Raw genomic sequence first — 14,885 nt, forward strand, 5'->3', positions numbered from 1 at the left:
CTGGCCTACCACACCGCCCTGGCCCGCGGCACCGATGTGGACAAGCCGCGCAATCTCGCCAAGAGCGTGACGGTCGAGTAAGTCTGGATCAGCGGTTTCCGCTCTTGCTCGTCATTCCCGCTTTCGCCGGAATGACGGACAAGAGACTCGGAACACTTCGATAGCGGCGAAGCCGCTCACCGCGCGGAGTCGTGACTCTGCGTTTCTTCTTCCTTCGCGGCCAGCGCCGCGATGCGGTCCTCTTCGCGGCACCAATGGCACAGCCTTGGGCCGGGCGCGAGGTCGTCCTCCAGCGGCAGCACGCAACGCTTGCAGAGGATTCCCTGTGCAATGGCATCGCTCCAGTCTTGCTGCATGCCCCCTCCGAGGGTCACGTGTCGATTGTGGAAACCAAGGGTGTCGGAAGCGCGCATATCGTCGTCGCACTGCGGTCCGCAATCAAGATGATTGACGAAGGCGTGAGCGAGCGCACGAATTGGACGGGCGTGAGCGAAGGAGCACCCGCCCGCCGAGGAAAAAGATAGCGCATCGGAGGGCCGATGCAATCCGTCCCGACGCCCCCGCATCATCGATTTCCTTTCGCCGGGATGAACGGCGATACCGGGTCGCTCGCCGGGAAGGTTTCGTCCAGTGCTTCGTCGTGGTTGTCGCTTTCGTGCCGCTTGCGGCGCTCGCGGGCTTCGGGTGTTTCACCGGGTGTTCCACGAGGGGTTTCATGACGATCCGTATCGCCACTCGACGGGATGTCCTTGCGGTCGCGTTGCGCGTTCATGGCTCAACTCCCGGAGCGGGATTTCTTGCCGCCGCCGTCCTGCTTGTTGACGGTGGCCCAGGCGATGCGCTCGGCCGTCTTCCGCGATCGGCCCCTGGCTCGCGCCGATCGTTCGATGTGCTCGGCCTGGCGCTTCTGTTTGCCGGTGTAGGCTGACTTGTCTCCGCGTGGCATGGTCGACTCCCAAGGATGGGAGGTTCGATCGTCCCGCCGCCTGCGTCAGCGATGCGTCAAGTTCCCGATAACGCGAAGTGATGCCCGCGCGCGATCGAACGATGGCGTCGCCGCCGCGAGCGCGGATAATCGCCGCATGCGCAAGATCCTCCACATCGACATGGATGCCTTCTATGCATCGGTGGAGCAGCGCGACGATCCGGCGCTGCGTGGCAAGCCTGTCGTGGTGGCCTGGCGCGGCTCGCGTTCGGTGGTGTGCGCGGCTTCGTATGAGGCGCGCAAGTTCGGGGTGCGTTCAGCGATGCCGGCCGTGCGCGCGGAGCGCTTGTGCCCCGATGCGATCTTCGTGCCGCCGGATTTCACGCGTTACAAGGCGGTGTCGCGGCAGGTGCGCGAGATCTTCCTGCGCCACACCGATCTGGTGGAGCCGCTGTCGCTGGACGAAGCCTATCTCGACGTCACCGCGCCAAAGATCGCATCGCCCAGCGCGACCGCGACCGCCGAGGCGATCCGCGCGCAGATCCGAGAGGAAACCGCGTTGACCGCTTCGGCCGGCGTCGCGCCGAACAAGTTCCTGGCCAAGATCGCCTCCGACTGGAACAAGCCGGACGGATTGTTCGTGATCAAGCCCTCGCAGGTCGAGGCCTTCCTCGAGCCGCTGTCGGTCGCGCGCATTCCCGGCGTGGGGAAGGTGATGGAAAAGAAACTGGCCGATCTTGGCATCGATACTGTCGGCCGGCTGCGCGATTTCGCGCGCGAGGAGCTGGAAGCGCGTTTCGGCAGTTTCGGCGGCAGCCTGTTCCGGCGCGCGCGCGGCATCGACGAGCGCGCGGTGGAGCCGAACCAGCCGGTGCAATCGATCTCGGCCGAGGACACGTTCGAGCGCGATCTTTTGCTGGAGGAGTTGACGCCCGCGATCGTGCGCATTGCCGAGAAGGCGTGGGCCGCGACACGCAAGACCGAACGCGTCGGCCATACCGTGGTGTTGAAGCTCAAGACCGCGCAGTTCCGCATCCTTACCCGCAGCTTCACACCGGACGCGCCGCCGTCGTCGCTGCAGGAATTCACCGCGATCGCGCTGGCATTGCGCGATCGCGTCGATCTTCCCGCATCGACGCGCTATCGCCTGGTCGGCGTCGGGCTCTCGGGGTTCCGCGAAGCGGACGAGAGCGTCGGCCAGCACGGACTGTTTGCTTTCGAGGCGCCGCCGGATCAGGCGTGATGCGGCAAGGCCGTGACGATGGCCTTGCCGGGCAAGAGGATCACGCGACCTGATGAATCGACGTGATACCCGTCGTGCGCATCAGTACGCGGCGGTCGCGATCTGCCGCACGTATTGCGGACGCTCGATCTCGTCGACGAAAGCGGCGGCGTAGTCGGGATAGTGGATCTGGCTGTGACCTTGCGCGTCGCTGAGGAAAGTCTTGGCCGCCGTGCGGAAATGACCGCGCGCCTCACCGGGGCCGATCTCGGCGGCCGGCGCATAGAACGTCCAGTCCAGATCCTCGGCGCTCCGATAAATGCCGAGCGCATCGCGCGCGGCCAGCGCGAAGGGTTTGTAGGCGGCAGGGAAATCCGGCGCGTCGACCAGTTGCAGGCCGGGCGCGATCTCCAGGCTGCCGGCGCCGCCCACCACGACCAGGCGGCGGATGCCGGCGGCGCGCGCGGCGGCGATCAGCTGGGTGGCCACGGTCGACAGCGTCGAGGCAGTCTCGGGCGAGGCCGGGCCGTAGGCGCTGGCCAGCACGTCGTGGCCGCGGACGGCGGCGGTGAGGGCGTCGTGGTCGTCGAGCGCGGCGATCACGATGCGGGCGCCGTCGAGTTCCGGCGGCAGGTTGGCGTCGCTGCGCACGACGGCGGTGACGCTATGGCCGCGATCGAGCGCGGTGCGGGCGATCTGGCGACCGATCTTGCCGGTGGCGCCGACGAGGGCGATGTTCATGGCGTGCTCCAGGGAGTGGGGAAACCGGAGAGCAGGATAGTTGCCTGAAATCGATCGAAAAACCGCGTATAAGGCGAATATCTGTTGCTCGAATCGATCAAATCAATCAAATGGACCGGATGACGGCGGTGGCCGTATTCGTCGAAGTCGCCGAGCGCGGCAGCCTGACTGCGGCGGCCGAGACACTCGACATGTCGCGGGCGATGGTGACGCGCTATCTGGCCGAACTGGAAAGCTGGCTCGGCGCGCGCGTCTTCCATCGCACCACGCGCCGGATCAGCCTCACGGCCGCCGGCGAGCAGGCGCTCTCGCGCTGCCGCCAGATGCTCGATCTGGGCGATGAACTGCGCAACGCGGTCGGCGAGCGTGCGGGCGCGGCGCCGCACGGGCGATTGCGGATCACCTGCAGCACCTCGTTCGGGCAATGCCAGATGGCCGCGGCGGTGGCCGATTACGTGACGCGGCATCCGGGCACGTCGATCGACATGCTGCTGGCCGATCGCACCGTGAATCTGGTCGAGGAGCGCATCGATCTGGCCATCCGCATCACCCATGCACTCGATCCCAACCTGGTCGCGCGCAAGCTGTCGGTGTGCGGCTCGGCGTTGTGCGCATCACCCGGCTATCTCGCGGCGCACGGCACACCACGCCGTGCCGAGGACCTGATGCGGCACAATTGCCTCACCCATCACTTCGTCGGCAAGAGTCTGTGGCATTTGCGGCACGAGGGCCGCGAAGTGGCGGTGGCGGTCGGCGGCAGCATCAGCGCGAACGAGGCCAGCGTGCTGCTGGCGGCGGTACGCGCCGATGCCGGCATCGCCATGATGCCGACGTACCAGGTGCGGCCGTTGCTGCGTTCGGGTGAGTTGATCGAGGTGTTGCCCGAGTACCACGTCGAGCCGATGGGCTTGTACGGCGTGTACGCGACGCGGCGGCAGTTGCCTGGCCTGGTGCGGAGCTTCCTCGATTTCCTCGCCGAGCGTTTCGGCGATACGCCGCCCTGGGATGTCGCTTAGAAATTCGAGTATTTGTTTTGGAGAACGATTTGAAATTTCCGTATTCGTTGGCGCTGTTCGATCTCGACGGCACGCTCGTCGACACCGCAGTCGACATCGCCGAGGCAGTCAATCGCACATTGGCGGACTGGAAACTTCCGCAGGTCGAGGAGGCGGTGATCCGCGGCTGGATCGGCGATGGCGCGCGTGTCCTGGTCGAGACCGCGTTCCGCCACGTGGACAGCGATGTCGCCGTCGACGATGTCATGGAAGGTTTCATGGTGCATTACGGCGAGACGCTGCTGCTGCGTGCACAGCTGTATCCCGGTGTGGCCGAAACGCTGGAAGCGTTGCAGTCGCAGGGCGTCGCGCTCGCGGTGTGTACCAACAAGCCGCAACGCTATGTGCGGCCGTTGCTCGAACATCTGGGCATCGCCGAGCGTTTCGGCGCGATGGTCGGCGGCGACACCTTGCCGGAACGCAAGCCCAGCGCGTTGCCGCTGCTGCATCTGGCGCAGTTGTTCGGTCGCGAACCTGACGATTGCGTGATGATCGGCGATTCCGCCACCGACGCCGCCGCGGCGAAGGCCGCGGCGATGCCGCTGGTGCTGGTGAGTTATGGCTATCCGCGCGGCTTCGATCTGCGGAGCACGCAGGCGTTGGCGGTCATCGACGACATGCGGGCGCTGCTTTCGCTGCACCCGCAGGCGTCCGGCGTCGCCTCGGCATCGATCGCCTGAGGCGAGCCGCCATTTTTCAACGCGGCTGGTAGCGCAGGCTGAGGCCGTATTCGCGGCCCGGCTGGTTGTACCAGTCCACCGTTTCGTAGCGCTTGTCGAAGACGTTGCCGGCGCGCGCCTGCAACGTCCATGCCGGTGAGAACGCGTATTCCAGGCGCAGATCGGTGGTGCCGTAGCCGCCGAGCCGCTTCGTGTTGGCCGGATCGTCGTAGCGATGGCTGGCGCCGGCGACGGTGATGCCGAAACGGAAATCGCCGAAAGCGCGATCCAGATCGATGCGGCCGATGTTGCGCGCGCGACGCGCGAGCAGGTTGCCGTAATCGGCATCGGGCGTGCCGTCGGGGTTGCGCTTGCTGCGGTTGCGCGGCGAGATGAAGCTCCACTGCGTGGAGACATCCCAGCCTGCGATCGTGGTCTCGAAGGTCAGCTCGGCGCCGCGCACGCGGGCCTTGTCGACGTTGTAGCCCTCGCCGATGTAGTTCGGCGGCGGGAACTCGAACACGATCAGATCGTCGAACCGGCTTTCGTAGAGGTTGAAAGTCCAGCTCAGCAGTTCGGTGTGCTGGCCGATGCCGATATTGAGCGTTTTGGAGGTTTCCGGATCGAGATCGGGACTGGCCGAGCCCGGGAAGTACAGATCGTTGAAGGTCGGCGCCTTGAAACCGGTAGCGTAGTTGGCACTCAAGCGGAAGCCGTCGCCGAACTTCATGCCCCAGCCCACGCCGCCGGTGGTGTGGTTGCCGAACTGTTCGTTGTCGTCGTTGCGCACGCTCAGTTGCAGTTGATGCGCGCCGAAGCTGCCCTGGTACTCGGCGAACACGCCGGTGTTGTCGCGCTCCGTTTCCGCGTAGTCCGCCGTACTGGTGATCTTGTCGTTCTGCCAGTCGGCGCCGGCGGAGATCAGATGATTGGCGGTGAGCGTGAAGTCTGCCTGCAACGAAGCGGTGTCGCGGCGCGTGTCGAAGGTGCTCACGTGCGCGCGTGCCTTGCCGGATTGCTCGAAGTAGGAATCCGCCTTGTCGTAGCTGCGGCCGGCCTGCAGGTTCACGGCCACGCGCTCGGATGGCGTCCAGCCGAGCTTGGCGCCGGCCACCTGCTGCACGTTCCTGGCGAAGTTGCCGGCGAAGAGGCTGCCGTCGAATTCGGTGTCGGCTTCGGCACGCAGGGCATGGCCTTCCAGCGTGAACGTCTCGCCCAGCTCGAGGCCGCCGCGCAGATTGAGCGAGCGGTTGCGATTGCCGTCGCGATCGGGTTCGTCGGCGAAGCAACCAGCGAATGGGTTAGTCGAACCGCGACAGGCGTTGATGCCGTCGGTGCGCGAGTAAGCCACGTCGGCGCCATACCAGCCGCGTTCACCGCCGCCACCGAAGCCGGCGCTGGCTTCGCGCAGGTTGTGGCTGCCGATGCCGAGACGGAAGCGCGGCGTGAACTTGCCCTGGTCGCGACGCGTGAAGATCTGGATCACGCCACCGATCGCTTCCGAGCCGTACAGGCTCGAACGCGGGCCGCGCACGATCTCGACGCGGTCGATCTGTTCGACCGGCAAATCCTGGAACGCCGTCGCGCCGTTGGTGGCGGGGCCGATGCGGATGCCGTCGACCAGGACCAGCACGTGGCCGGAGCCGCTGCCGCGCATGAACACGCTGGTGACCTTGCCGGGACCGCCGGAGTTGCCGATGTCGACACCGGCGCGGCCGCGCAGCAGATCGGGCAGGTCGCGCGCCTGGCTGCGTTCGATCTCCTCGCGGTCGATCACTTCGGCCGGGAACAGGCTGTCGATCAGCGGTACCTGCGTGCGCGTGGCGGTGACGATCACTTCGTCGAGATCGGTCGCGGCCTCGGGCTCGGCGAAAGCCAGCGACGGCAGCAGCGCGCAGGCGGCGGCGAGCGGCAGGACGCGGAGGTGGATGGTTCGGAATCGCGGATTATTGCGAGAGGATCCGCGGCATGCGCGGGGTTGAGCGTGCATCGAATGTTCTCCATCGCGTGCACCCACGCACGCGCCGAGCCAATGGGAGTCGCGAGGAGAAGAGGAAGTGCGAGGCAGAACGAGCGCAACGGGCGCCAGCGCCGCCGCAATGCCCTCCGCATCGCAACCTGTCGACTCCAAGGCCGGTCTCCGGGCTTACGAGTTGAAGTCGTGACCGACTTCGGCCGCGGCGCCTTCCCGTGTCGAAACACAGTGGCGAATGCGTTGGCGTGACTCGCTTACCGTTGCGGGGGCAGCGCCGGAATGGTCGATGCGCAGTAGCGCGCGACGTCACCGGCTTCCCGTTTCAATCCGCTGGCATTGGAAAGTCCGCGCGTGGATGCACGGGCTCTTGCGAAGGGACTCGCGCAATGCCTTTGGATCACCTCGAAGCGCGGCGATTGTATGCGATTGCGCCGGGGGCCGCCGCTTCCGGCTCGGCTGGCCGCATGCCGGGGTGGTTCAGTCCTTGTCGGGCTCGTCGAAGAATCCGAACGACGGCGCGGCATCTTCTTCCTGATGATGCGTGGTCGTCACCGGCCCGGCGGCGGGTCGGCCGCGTGGCGCGGGCAGTTGCGCGATCGCGGCCTCGGCCTCGGCGACGAGCTGCGCACGGCGCGCCTCCGGCACTTCCTGCCAGTGGCAGTCGCACAGCGCGCCTTCCAGCGCGTAGAGCAGGTTGAGGCTGGGCTTGAAGCCGGCACGCTTGACGCGCATGAAGGCCTCGACCGGTCCGGCGGCGGCAAGATCGTCGAGCGTGCGCAGCCCGACCTGCCGCAGCCAGGCGGCGCTCTTCGGGCCGACGTTGCGCAATTTCAGCGGAGCGCTCATCGCGGCCTCATCCCAGTGATGCCACGAAGAGGGCGGCGATCGCTTCCAGGCCGGCCTGATCGTCGGTGTCGAAGCGAGCCAACGCCGGGCTGTCCAGATCGAAGACGCCGATCAGGGCACCGTCCGGCCGGACCAGCGGCACCACCAGTTCCGAACGCGAGGCGGCATCGCAGGCGATGTGGTCGGGCACGGCGTGCACGTCCTCGACGCGCTGCGTCTGCCGGCTGCGCGCCGCCGCGCCGCACACGCCCTTGTCGAGCGGAATGCGCACACAGGCCGGCAGGCCCTGGAACGGGCCGACCACCAGTTCGGTGCCGTCGTAGAAGTAGAAGCCGACCCAGTTCAGATCGGGCAGGGCGTGGTACACCAGCGCGGAGAGATTGGCGGCATTGGCGATGCGGTCGCGTTCGCCGGCGAGCAGTGCCTTGGCCTGTTCGGCGAGCTGCGCGTACTGCTCGCGCTTGCTGCCGCTTAGACTGGAAGAAGTGAACATGTGTGCAGTCTAGCAACAGGCCATCCGCAGGAGGCGGCGATGCCACAACCCGGTCACGGCCCCCATCCTGGCGGCTTCTACGTCACCGGCACCGATACCGGTGCCGGCAAGACGCTGGCCAGCTGCGCGCTGCTGCACGCATTGCGTGCCGAAGGCTGGCGCGCGGTCGGCATGAAGCCGCTGGCCAGCGGTTGCACGCGCACCGCGGAAGGCTGGCGCAACGAGGACGCGTTGGCGCTGCAGGCGGCGGGCGATCCGGTGGCGCGCTACGAGGACGTGAATCCCTACGCGCTGCCGCGGCCGCTGGCGCCGGAGCTGGCCGCGCGCGATGCCGGCGTGGAGATCACGCTCGATCCCATCCTCGAAGCCCACGACAGACTGTCGGCGCAGGCGGACATCGTGGTGGTGGAGGGCGTCGGTGGCTGGGCCGCGCCGCTGTCAGGCAGTCTCGATCAGGTCGACCTCGTGCATGCATTGGGCCTGCCGGTGATCCTCGTGGTCGGTCTGCGGCTGGGTTGTCTGAACCATGCTCGACTGACCGCGCGCGCGATCACCGACGACGGCGCGCATCTCGTCGGCTGGATCGCGAGCGAAGTCGATCCCGGGATGGAAAGCCGCGACGAGAATTTCATGCTGCTGCAGCAGCGGATTTCCGCGCCTTGCCTGGGGCGGCTGCCGTTCGCTGCCGCACCAGACGCCAGCGTATTGGCCGACCGTCTGTCAGTTGCTCAGGCTTTGCACCCGGTATCAACATAACTTTCGGCACAGTCATCCAGATCGCTAAATGCTATCCTGACCAGTACAAGAATTAATGTCCCCCTTGTCCGGCCCCTGTTCCCGGAGTTTTTCCATGGCGATGCATTCCCGAACGCTGGCGTTGTCCGGCGCGCTCCTCCTAGTGCTGGCGGCCTGCGGTAAAGGCCAGGAAGCGGGCCCTGGCGGCCCCGGTGGCGGAATGCCGCCGCCGCAAGTCGGCGTGGTCCAAGCCAAGGCCGGCAGCATCACGTTGCAGCAGGACATGGTCGGCAGACTCGCCGCCTATCGCAGCGCCGACGTGCGCGCCCGCGTTCCCGGCGTGCTGCAGAAGCGCGTGTACGAAGAAGGCAGCGATGTCCGTGAAGGGCAGGAGCTCTTCGTCATCGATCCTTCGCAGCTGCGCGCGGATCTGGGCCAGGCGCAAGGGTCGCTGGCGCAGGCGCAGGCCAACTACGCCAACGCCAAGACCGCGGCCGAGCGCGCGCGTCGCCTGCTGCCGCAGAAGTACATCTCGCAATCCGATTACGACGATGCGCTCGCCACCGAGCGGACCACCGCGGCGCAGGTGCAGACCGCGCGTGCCGCCGTCGACAACGCGCAGATCAATCTCGGCTACGCCAGCGTGCGTGCGCCGATCGCCGGTCGCGCCGGCAAGCAGCAGGTCACCGAGGGCGCGCTGGTCGGGCAGGGCGCGACGACGCTGCTCACCACCGTCGACCAGATCGACCCGCTGTATGTGAACTTCTCCATGAGCGTGACGGAGCTGAGCCAGGTCCGCCGTCTGCAGGGCAACACGCCCAGCGGCAAGGCGGAAGTGGACGTCCTGCTTCCGGATGGTTCGCTGTATTCGCACAAGGGCACGCTCGACTTCTCCGGCGACACCGTCGATCCGGCGACCGGCGCGGTCGCCTTGCGCGCCACGCTGCCCAATCCGGAACGGACGCTGCTGCCCGGCACGTATGTCACGCTCAAGGCATCGCTCGGTTCGATCTCCAGTGCGTTCCTGATTCCGCAGGCGGCGGTGCAGCGCGATGCGCAGAGCGCCTATGTCCTGACCGTCGGCAAGGACGGCATGGTGGCGCGCAAGGACATCGATGCCGATCGCAGCCAGGGCACGAACTGGATCGTGACCAGGGGCGTGACGGACGGCGATCAGATCATCGTCTCGGGCCTGCAGGCCGTCGGCATGGCGCAGCAGATGGGCGGCGGCAAGCCGGTCAAGGTCAATGCCACGCCCTGGCAGCCGGAAGGGGCCGCTGGCGCTCAGGGTGCCCCGGGTGCCGCCAAGCCTGGCGCAGCCGCGCCCGGAAACGACGCGCCCGACAAGAACGCAGAAGCCGCGCAACAACAAAAGACCGGTGACGCGGCCACGAAGAAGGACTGATCCCTCATGTCCAGATTTTTCATTCACCACCCGGTCTTCGCCTGGGTCATCGCGATCCTGATCAGCCTGGGCGGCGCCCTGGCGATCATGAGCCTCGGCGTCGAGTCGTATCCGAACATCGCCCCGCCGCAGGTCACGGTGAGCGCCAGCTACTCCGGCGCGAGCGCGGAGACGGTCGAAGGCGCGGTCACGCAGGTGATCGAGCAGGAACTGACGGGTATCGACAACCTCGATTACTTCAGCTCCTCCTCGAGCGCCACCGGCGGCGCCTCGATCACGCTCACCTTCAAGCCCGGCACCGATCCCGACATCGCCCAGGTGCAGGTGCAGAACAAGGTCTCGCTGGCGACGCCGCGCCTGCCCTCGGAAGTGACCCGGCAGGGCGTGGTGGTGGCCAAGCAGAACCCCGGCTTCCTGATGGTGCTGGCGCTGCGCAGCGACACCGGCGCGCTCGACGAGCATGCAATGGCCGACATCGTCGGTTCACGCGTGCTCGACCAGATCGCGCGCGTGCCCGGCGTCGGCGGCACCCAGCAGTTCGGCGGCGAGTATGCGATGAACATCTGGCTCAACCCGGAGAAGCTGCGAGGCTTCGGGTTGTCGGCCACGCAGGCGCTGACCGCGGTGCAGGGGCAGAACGTGCAGTTCGCCGCCGGCAGCATCGGCGCGGCACCGTCGCCGAAGGGACAGGCGTTCACCGCCACGGTCTCGGCCGAGGGCCGCTTCAGCACGCCGGAAGAGTTCGGCAACATCATCCTGCGCGCCAACAACGACGGCAGCACGGTGCGCCTGAAGGATGTCGCCCGTATCGAGAAGGGCGCGGTGTCGTATGCCGCCAGCCTGCGCTGGAGCGGCGCGCCCGCCGCCGGCTTCGCCGTGCAGCTCGCCCCCGGCGCCAACGCGCTCGGCGTGGCCGAGGCGGTGAAGGCGCGCATGAAGGAACTGGAAGCCAGCTTCCCGCCGGGCGTGACCTGGTTCGCGCCCTACGACACGTCCACCTTCGTGCAGGTCTCGATCGAGGAAGTGGTCAAGACGCTGATCGAGGCGGTCGTGCTCGTGTTCCTGGTGATGCTGATCTTCCTGCAGAACCTGCGCGCGACGATCATCCCCACGCTGGTGATCCCGGTGGCCCTGCTCGGCACCTTCGTCGGCATGTACTTCATCGGCTTCACCATCAACCAGCTCAGCCTGTTCGGCATGGTGCTGGCGATCGGCATCGTGGTGGACGACGCGATCGTGGTGATCGAGAACGTCGAACGCATCATGACCGAGGAAGGCCTCTCGCCCGAGGAAGCCACCATCAAGGCGATGGGACAGATCAGCGGCGCGGTGGTGGCGATCACCGTGGTGCTGGCGGCCGTGTTCGTGCCCAGTGCGTTCCAGGGCGGCAGCGCCGGCGAGATCTACAAGCAGTTCGCGCTCACCATCGCGCTGGCGATGGCGTTCTCGGCGTTCCTGGCGCTCGGCTTCACGCCGGCGCTGTGCGCGACCATGCTCAAGCCGACGGGGCATCACGAGAGCCGCAATCCGATCTTCCGCGGCTTCAACAAGGTCTACGACTGGGTCAGCAACACCTACGTCGGCCACATCACCAGCGCGATTCGTCATGCGCCGCTGTGGATGATCGTGTTCGGCCTGCTCACCGCGCTGTGCATCTTCGTGTACACGCGACTGCCCGGCAGCTTCTTGCCGGAAGAAGACCAGGGCTATGCACTGGCGATCGTGCAGCTGCCGCCGGGCGCCACGCTCGAGCGCACCGAGAAGGTGATGGACCAACTGCTCCAGGTCGTCGAAAAGCAGGATGGCTATGAGGGCGTGTTCACCGTCTCCGGCTTCAGCTTCATCGGCCAGAGCGAAAGCGCGGGCATGGCCTTCATCAAGCTCAAGCCCTGGGATGAGCGCGACATCACGGCGGAGGAGTTCATCCAGCAGGTCAACATGAAGGCGTTCGGCATCCGCGACGCGCAGATCTTCGTGGTCAACCTGCCGACGGTGAACGGCCTCGGCCAGTTCGGCGGCTTCGACATGTACCTGCAGGACCGCACCGGCCAGGGCCGCGCCGCGCTCGGGCAGGCGCTGGGCATGCTGCTGGGCAAGGCCAGCCAGAATCCCGTGCTGACGGGCGTGCGCCCGAACACGCTGGCGGATGCGCCGCAGCTCAAGCTCGACGTCGATCGCGTGCAGGCGGAGGCGATGGGGCTGTCGGTGTCCGACATCTACACCGCGATCCAGCTGATGCTGGCGCCGTTCTACGTCAACGACTTCACCGACGGTGGCCGCATCAAGCGCGTCAACATGCAGGCCGACGAGGCCTTCCGCACCGGGCCCGAGGCGTTGAGTCGTTTCTATACGCCCAACCCGAACGCGGTCTCGACGACGGAAGGCGATGCCAGCACCAACGCCATGATCCCGCTGTCGAACGTGGTGAAGAGCCGCTGGATCACCGCCTCGCCCGCGCTCACCCGCTACAACGGTTATGCCGCGGCGGAAGTGGTCGGGTCACAGTCGGCGGGTCACAGCTCCGGCGAAGCCATGAACGCGATGCAGAACATCGTGCAGAAAGACCTGCCCAAGGGCTTCGGCTACGACTGGACGGGTCAGTCGTATCAGGAAATCCTCTCGGGCAACCAGGCGACCGCGCTGATGGTGCTGTCGGTGCTGGTGGTGTTCCTCTGCCTCGCGGCGCTGTACGAAAGCTGGTCGGTGCCGGTGGCGGTGCTGCTGGTGGTGCCGCTGGGCGTGCTCGGTGCCGTCACGTTCACGCTGCTGCGTGGCCTGCCGAACGACATCTACTTCAAGATCGGTATGATCACGGTGATGGGCCTGGCGGCGAAGAACGCGATCCTGATCGTCGAGTTCGCCCTCGACGAGCGCAAGAAGGGCAAGACGCTCGCCGAAGGCGTGATCGAAGCGGCCAAGCTGCGTTTCCGCCCGATCCTGATGACCTCCTTCGCCTTCATCATGGGCGTGATGCCGCTGATGTTCTCCTCGGGTGCCGGCGCTAACTCCCGTCACGCCATCGGCACGGGCGTGGTCGGCGGTATGCTCTTCGCCACCTTCCTCGGCCTGCTGCTGATCCCGGTGTTCTACGTGATCGTGCGCAGAGCGCTGGGTGACAAGCTCGACGAGGCGCCGCGCGGGCACAAGGCGGCTTAGCGATTCGACCGGCGTTTCAGCTCAAGGCGCACGGAGCGGATGTCCGCTCCGTGCGCTGATCGCGGCACATCACGAAATACCACTCGCGTCGAAGGATTGTCGATGGGACGGATCGCTCCCAAGTGGTTCCTGCTAATCCTGCTGCCGTGGTCGTTGCCGTCGCTGGCATCAACATCGGATGCCGCCGCGCATCGCGCCGGCGAGATCGTCGTCGAACAAGGCACGATCCGCGATGAGAAGGGCGAGGCGGTCGCCTACGAGATCGGGACGTTGTATGCCCCCGAGAATCGGCGCAATCCTGACAGCCGCCTGATCGGCGTCGGATTCGCGCGGATTAAATCGCCATCCAAGGCATCGCGACCGAGTGGCGCACCGCCGGTGTTCTGGCTGCCGGGCGGTCCGGGGTTGAGCGTGCTGGGCGCGTTCGCCAAGAACGACATGGGGCGCCTGCGCACCTGGCTGAATCTGAGCCAGGCCGGCGATCTGGTCGTGGTCGAGCAACGCGGCTATACGATGCGTGGCGAGATGCTGATCGGCAAGGGCAAGGTCGCTCCTCTTGTTGAACCTGCTTCGGTCGCGGCCTCTGCGGCGGCCATGCGCGATCTCGCCAAAGCGGCGGTCGCCGAGAACCCCGACAAGGATCTGTCCGGTTACGACATCGGCGAATTCGCCGCCGACGTCGATGCACTGCGGCGCGCGCTGGGCTACGACAAGATCAGCCTGTTCGGCGGCAGTTTCGGTTCGCAGTGGAGTCTGGCGGTGATGCGGTTGCATCCGGAGATCGTTGCGCGTGCCGTGTTGTCGGGCGTGGAACCGCTCGACAACGGTTACGACATGCCGTCGCATATCTTTGCGGTGTTGCAGCGGATCGCCTACGACGCCGATCGCGATCCGGGTTTGCGGCCTTACCTGCCGCCGGGCGGCATCATGGGCGCGGTGCGCGCCTTGCATGCACGCTTCGCGAAAGGTCCGGTCAGTGTGACGATCCGCGACGATGCAGGCCGGTCCGAAACCGTTGTGCTGGGTCCGGAGGATCTGCAGCTCGCATTGTTATCGCATACGCAGGAAGCTGAGCGCTGGCCTGCCTTCATCCTGTCGCTGTACCACGGGCATTACGAGGAATGGGCGCGGGATGTCGCGGCGGATCGCCGCGACACGGACACCATCCTGATCGGCCCGCTGGCCGACAGCAGTCTCGGCGTGACGGCCGAGCGCGAGCACCAGCTGCGCACCGATCCGGCTGTCGATTTGTTGGGCACCTGGAATTTCGAGGCGAACATCGCATCCGCTCCGGATTGGCCGACGCGCGACATGGGCGACGAGGTCAGGAAGCCGGTTGTCAATTCGACGCCGGTCGTGTTCGTGCATGGCGATTGGGATGCCTCGACGCCGATCGACAACACGCTCGGCTTGTTGCCGTATTTTCCCGGCGGCCACGCCATTCTCGTGCATCGTGGCGGCCACGATGGCGCGTTCTATCTGCTCAGGAACGAACCTGCGGTCAAGTTGGCCATCCTCGACTTCCTGAAAACAGGGCAGATGACAGGAGTGCCCGTCGAGGTCACCCTGCCGACCCCGAAATTTGAATTGCCAGGCTTCCCGCCGCCGCGGAATGCCGAGGTCTCGAACTGAAGAGGAACCGGCGGCGGCACGTGCCGCCGGCCCTTTGCATC

The 14,885-nt window shown here is 66.4% G+C and carries 13 protein-coding genes, 1 pseudogene and 1 riboswitch; of the genes and pseudogenes, 7 read left to right on the forward strand and 7 right to left on the reverse strand.

The window, feature by feature from the left end; all coding sequences use genetic code 11:
- Nucleotides 1-176: 176 nt before the first annotated feature.
- From AC1RNP_RS03100 to AC1RNP_RS03110, 3 genes and pseudogenes are all read right to left on the reverse strand, one after another.
- Nucleotides 177-374 (reverse strand): hypothetical protein, encoded by a 198-nt coding sequence (locus AC1RNP_RS03100; RefSeq protein WP_493049796.1) that lies wholly within the window; start codon nt 372-374, stop codon nt 177-179.
- Nucleotides 375-565: 191 nt separating this feature from the next.
- Entirely contained in the window at nt 566-772 is a 207-nt protein-coding gene (locus AC1RNP_RS03105; RefSeq protein WP_493049797.1) for a hypothetical protein, read from the reverse strand.
- A gap of 11 nt (nt 773-783) precedes the next feature.
- Nucleotides 784-946 (reverse strand): annotated as a pseudogene (locus AC1RNP_RS03110) (HupB); the annotation flags it as partial.
- A gap of 136 nt (nt 947-1,082) precedes the next feature.
- On the opposite strand from AC1RNP_RS03110, the gene dinB reads away from it, so the two are divergent.
- Entirely contained in the window at nt 1,083-2,168 is a 1,086-nt protein-coding gene (dinB, locus tag AC1RNP_RS03115; RefSeq protein WP_493049798.1) for a DNA polymerase IV, read from the forward strand.
- A gap of 81 nt (nt 2,169-2,249) precedes the next feature.
- Here the strand turns inward: dinB and AC1RNP_RS03120 are convergent, their stop codons facing one another.
- Entirely contained in the window at nt 2,250-2,888 is a 639-nt protein-coding gene (locus tag AC1RNP_RS03120) for an NAD(P)-dependent oxidoreductase (protein WP_493049799.1), read from the reverse strand.
- Between the two features lie 110 nt (nt 2,889-2,998).
- On the opposite strand from AC1RNP_RS03120, the gene AC1RNP_RS03125 reads away from it, so the two are divergent.
- Both AC1RNP_RS03125 and gph read left to right on the forward strand, forming a co-directional pair.
- Nucleotides 2,999-3,904: a LysR family transcriptional regulator gene (locus AC1RNP_RS03125; protein ID WP_493049800.1), complete on the forward strand. Its 906-nt coding sequence runs from the start codon at nt 2,999-3,001 to the stop codon at nt 3,902-3,904.
- A 29-nt stretch (nt 3,905-3,933) separates the two neighbouring features.
- Nucleotides 3,934-4,623, forward strand: a complete 690-nt coding sequence (gph, locus tag AC1RNP_RS03130) for a phosphoglycolate phosphatase (protein ID WP_493049801.1) — start codon at nt 3,934-3,936, stop codon at nt 4,621-4,623.
- Nucleotides 4,624-4,639: 16 nt separating this feature from the next.
- On the opposite strand, the gene btuB is transcribed toward gph, so the two are convergent.
- The 3 genes from btuB to AC1RNP_RS03145 all read right to left on the reverse strand — a co-directional run bounded on the left by btuB (nt 4,640) and on the right by AC1RNP_RS03145 (nt 7,916).
- Complete coding sequence (gene btuB, locus AC1RNP_RS03135) at nt 4,640-6,592, reverse strand: TonB-dependent vitamin B12 receptor (protein WP_493049802.1); 1,953 nt, start codon at nt 6,590-6,592, stop codon at nt 4,640-4,642.
- A 124-nt stretch (nt 6,593-6,716) separates the two neighbouring features.
- Nucleotides 6,717-6,941: riboswitch (cobalamin riboswitch) on the reverse strand.
- A gap of 113 nt (nt 6,942-7,054) precedes the next feature.
- Nucleotides 7,055-7,423: a TfoX/Sxy family protein gene (locus tag AC1RNP_RS03140; RefSeq protein WP_493049803.1), complete on the reverse strand. Its 369-nt coding sequence runs from the start codon at nt 7,421-7,423 to the stop codon at nt 7,055-7,057.
- Nucleotides 7,424-7,430: 7 nt separating this feature from the next.
- Nucleotides 7,431-7,916 (reverse strand): GAF domain-containing protein, encoded by a 486-nt coding sequence (locus AC1RNP_RS03145; protein WP_493049804.1) that lies wholly within the window; start codon nt 7,914-7,916, stop codon nt 7,431-7,433.
- 39 nt (nt 7,917-7,955) lie between these two features.
- On the opposite strand from AC1RNP_RS03145, the gene bioD reads away from it, so the two are divergent.
- From bioD to AC1RNP_RS03165, 4 genes are all read left to right on the forward strand, one after another.
- A complete protein-coding gene (gene bioD / locus AC1RNP_RS03150) occupies nt 7,956-8,672 on the forward strand; it encodes a dethiobiotin synthase (RefSeq protein WP_493049805.1) in 717 nt (238 codons plus the stop codon).
- Between the two features lie 94 nt (nt 8,673-8,766).
- The gene (locus tag AC1RNP_RS03155) at nt 8,767-10,056 is read left to right on the forward strand and encodes an efflux RND transporter periplasmic adaptor subunit (protein ID WP_493049806.1); all 1,290 of its coding nucleotides are present in this window, start codon (nt 8,767-8,769) and stop codon (nt 10,054-10,056) included.
- A gap of 6 nt (nt 10,057-10,062) precedes the next feature.
- A complete protein-coding gene (locus tag AC1RNP_RS03160) occupies nt 10,063-13,212 on the forward strand; it encodes a multidrug efflux RND transporter permease subunit (protein WP_493049807.1) in 3,150 nt (1,049 codons plus the stop codon).
- A 102-nt stretch (nt 13,213-13,314) separates the two neighbouring features.
- Nucleotides 13,315-14,844, forward strand: coding sequence for an alpha/beta hydrolase (locus AC1RNP_RS03165; RefSeq protein WP_493049808.1), 1,530 nt, complete (start codon nt 13,315-13,317; stop codon nt 14,842-14,844).
- Nucleotides 14,845-14,885 lie beyond the last annotated feature (41 nt).

The sequence above is a fragment of the Luteimonas sp. GW821-FHT14E02 genome, assembly GCF_058803905.1.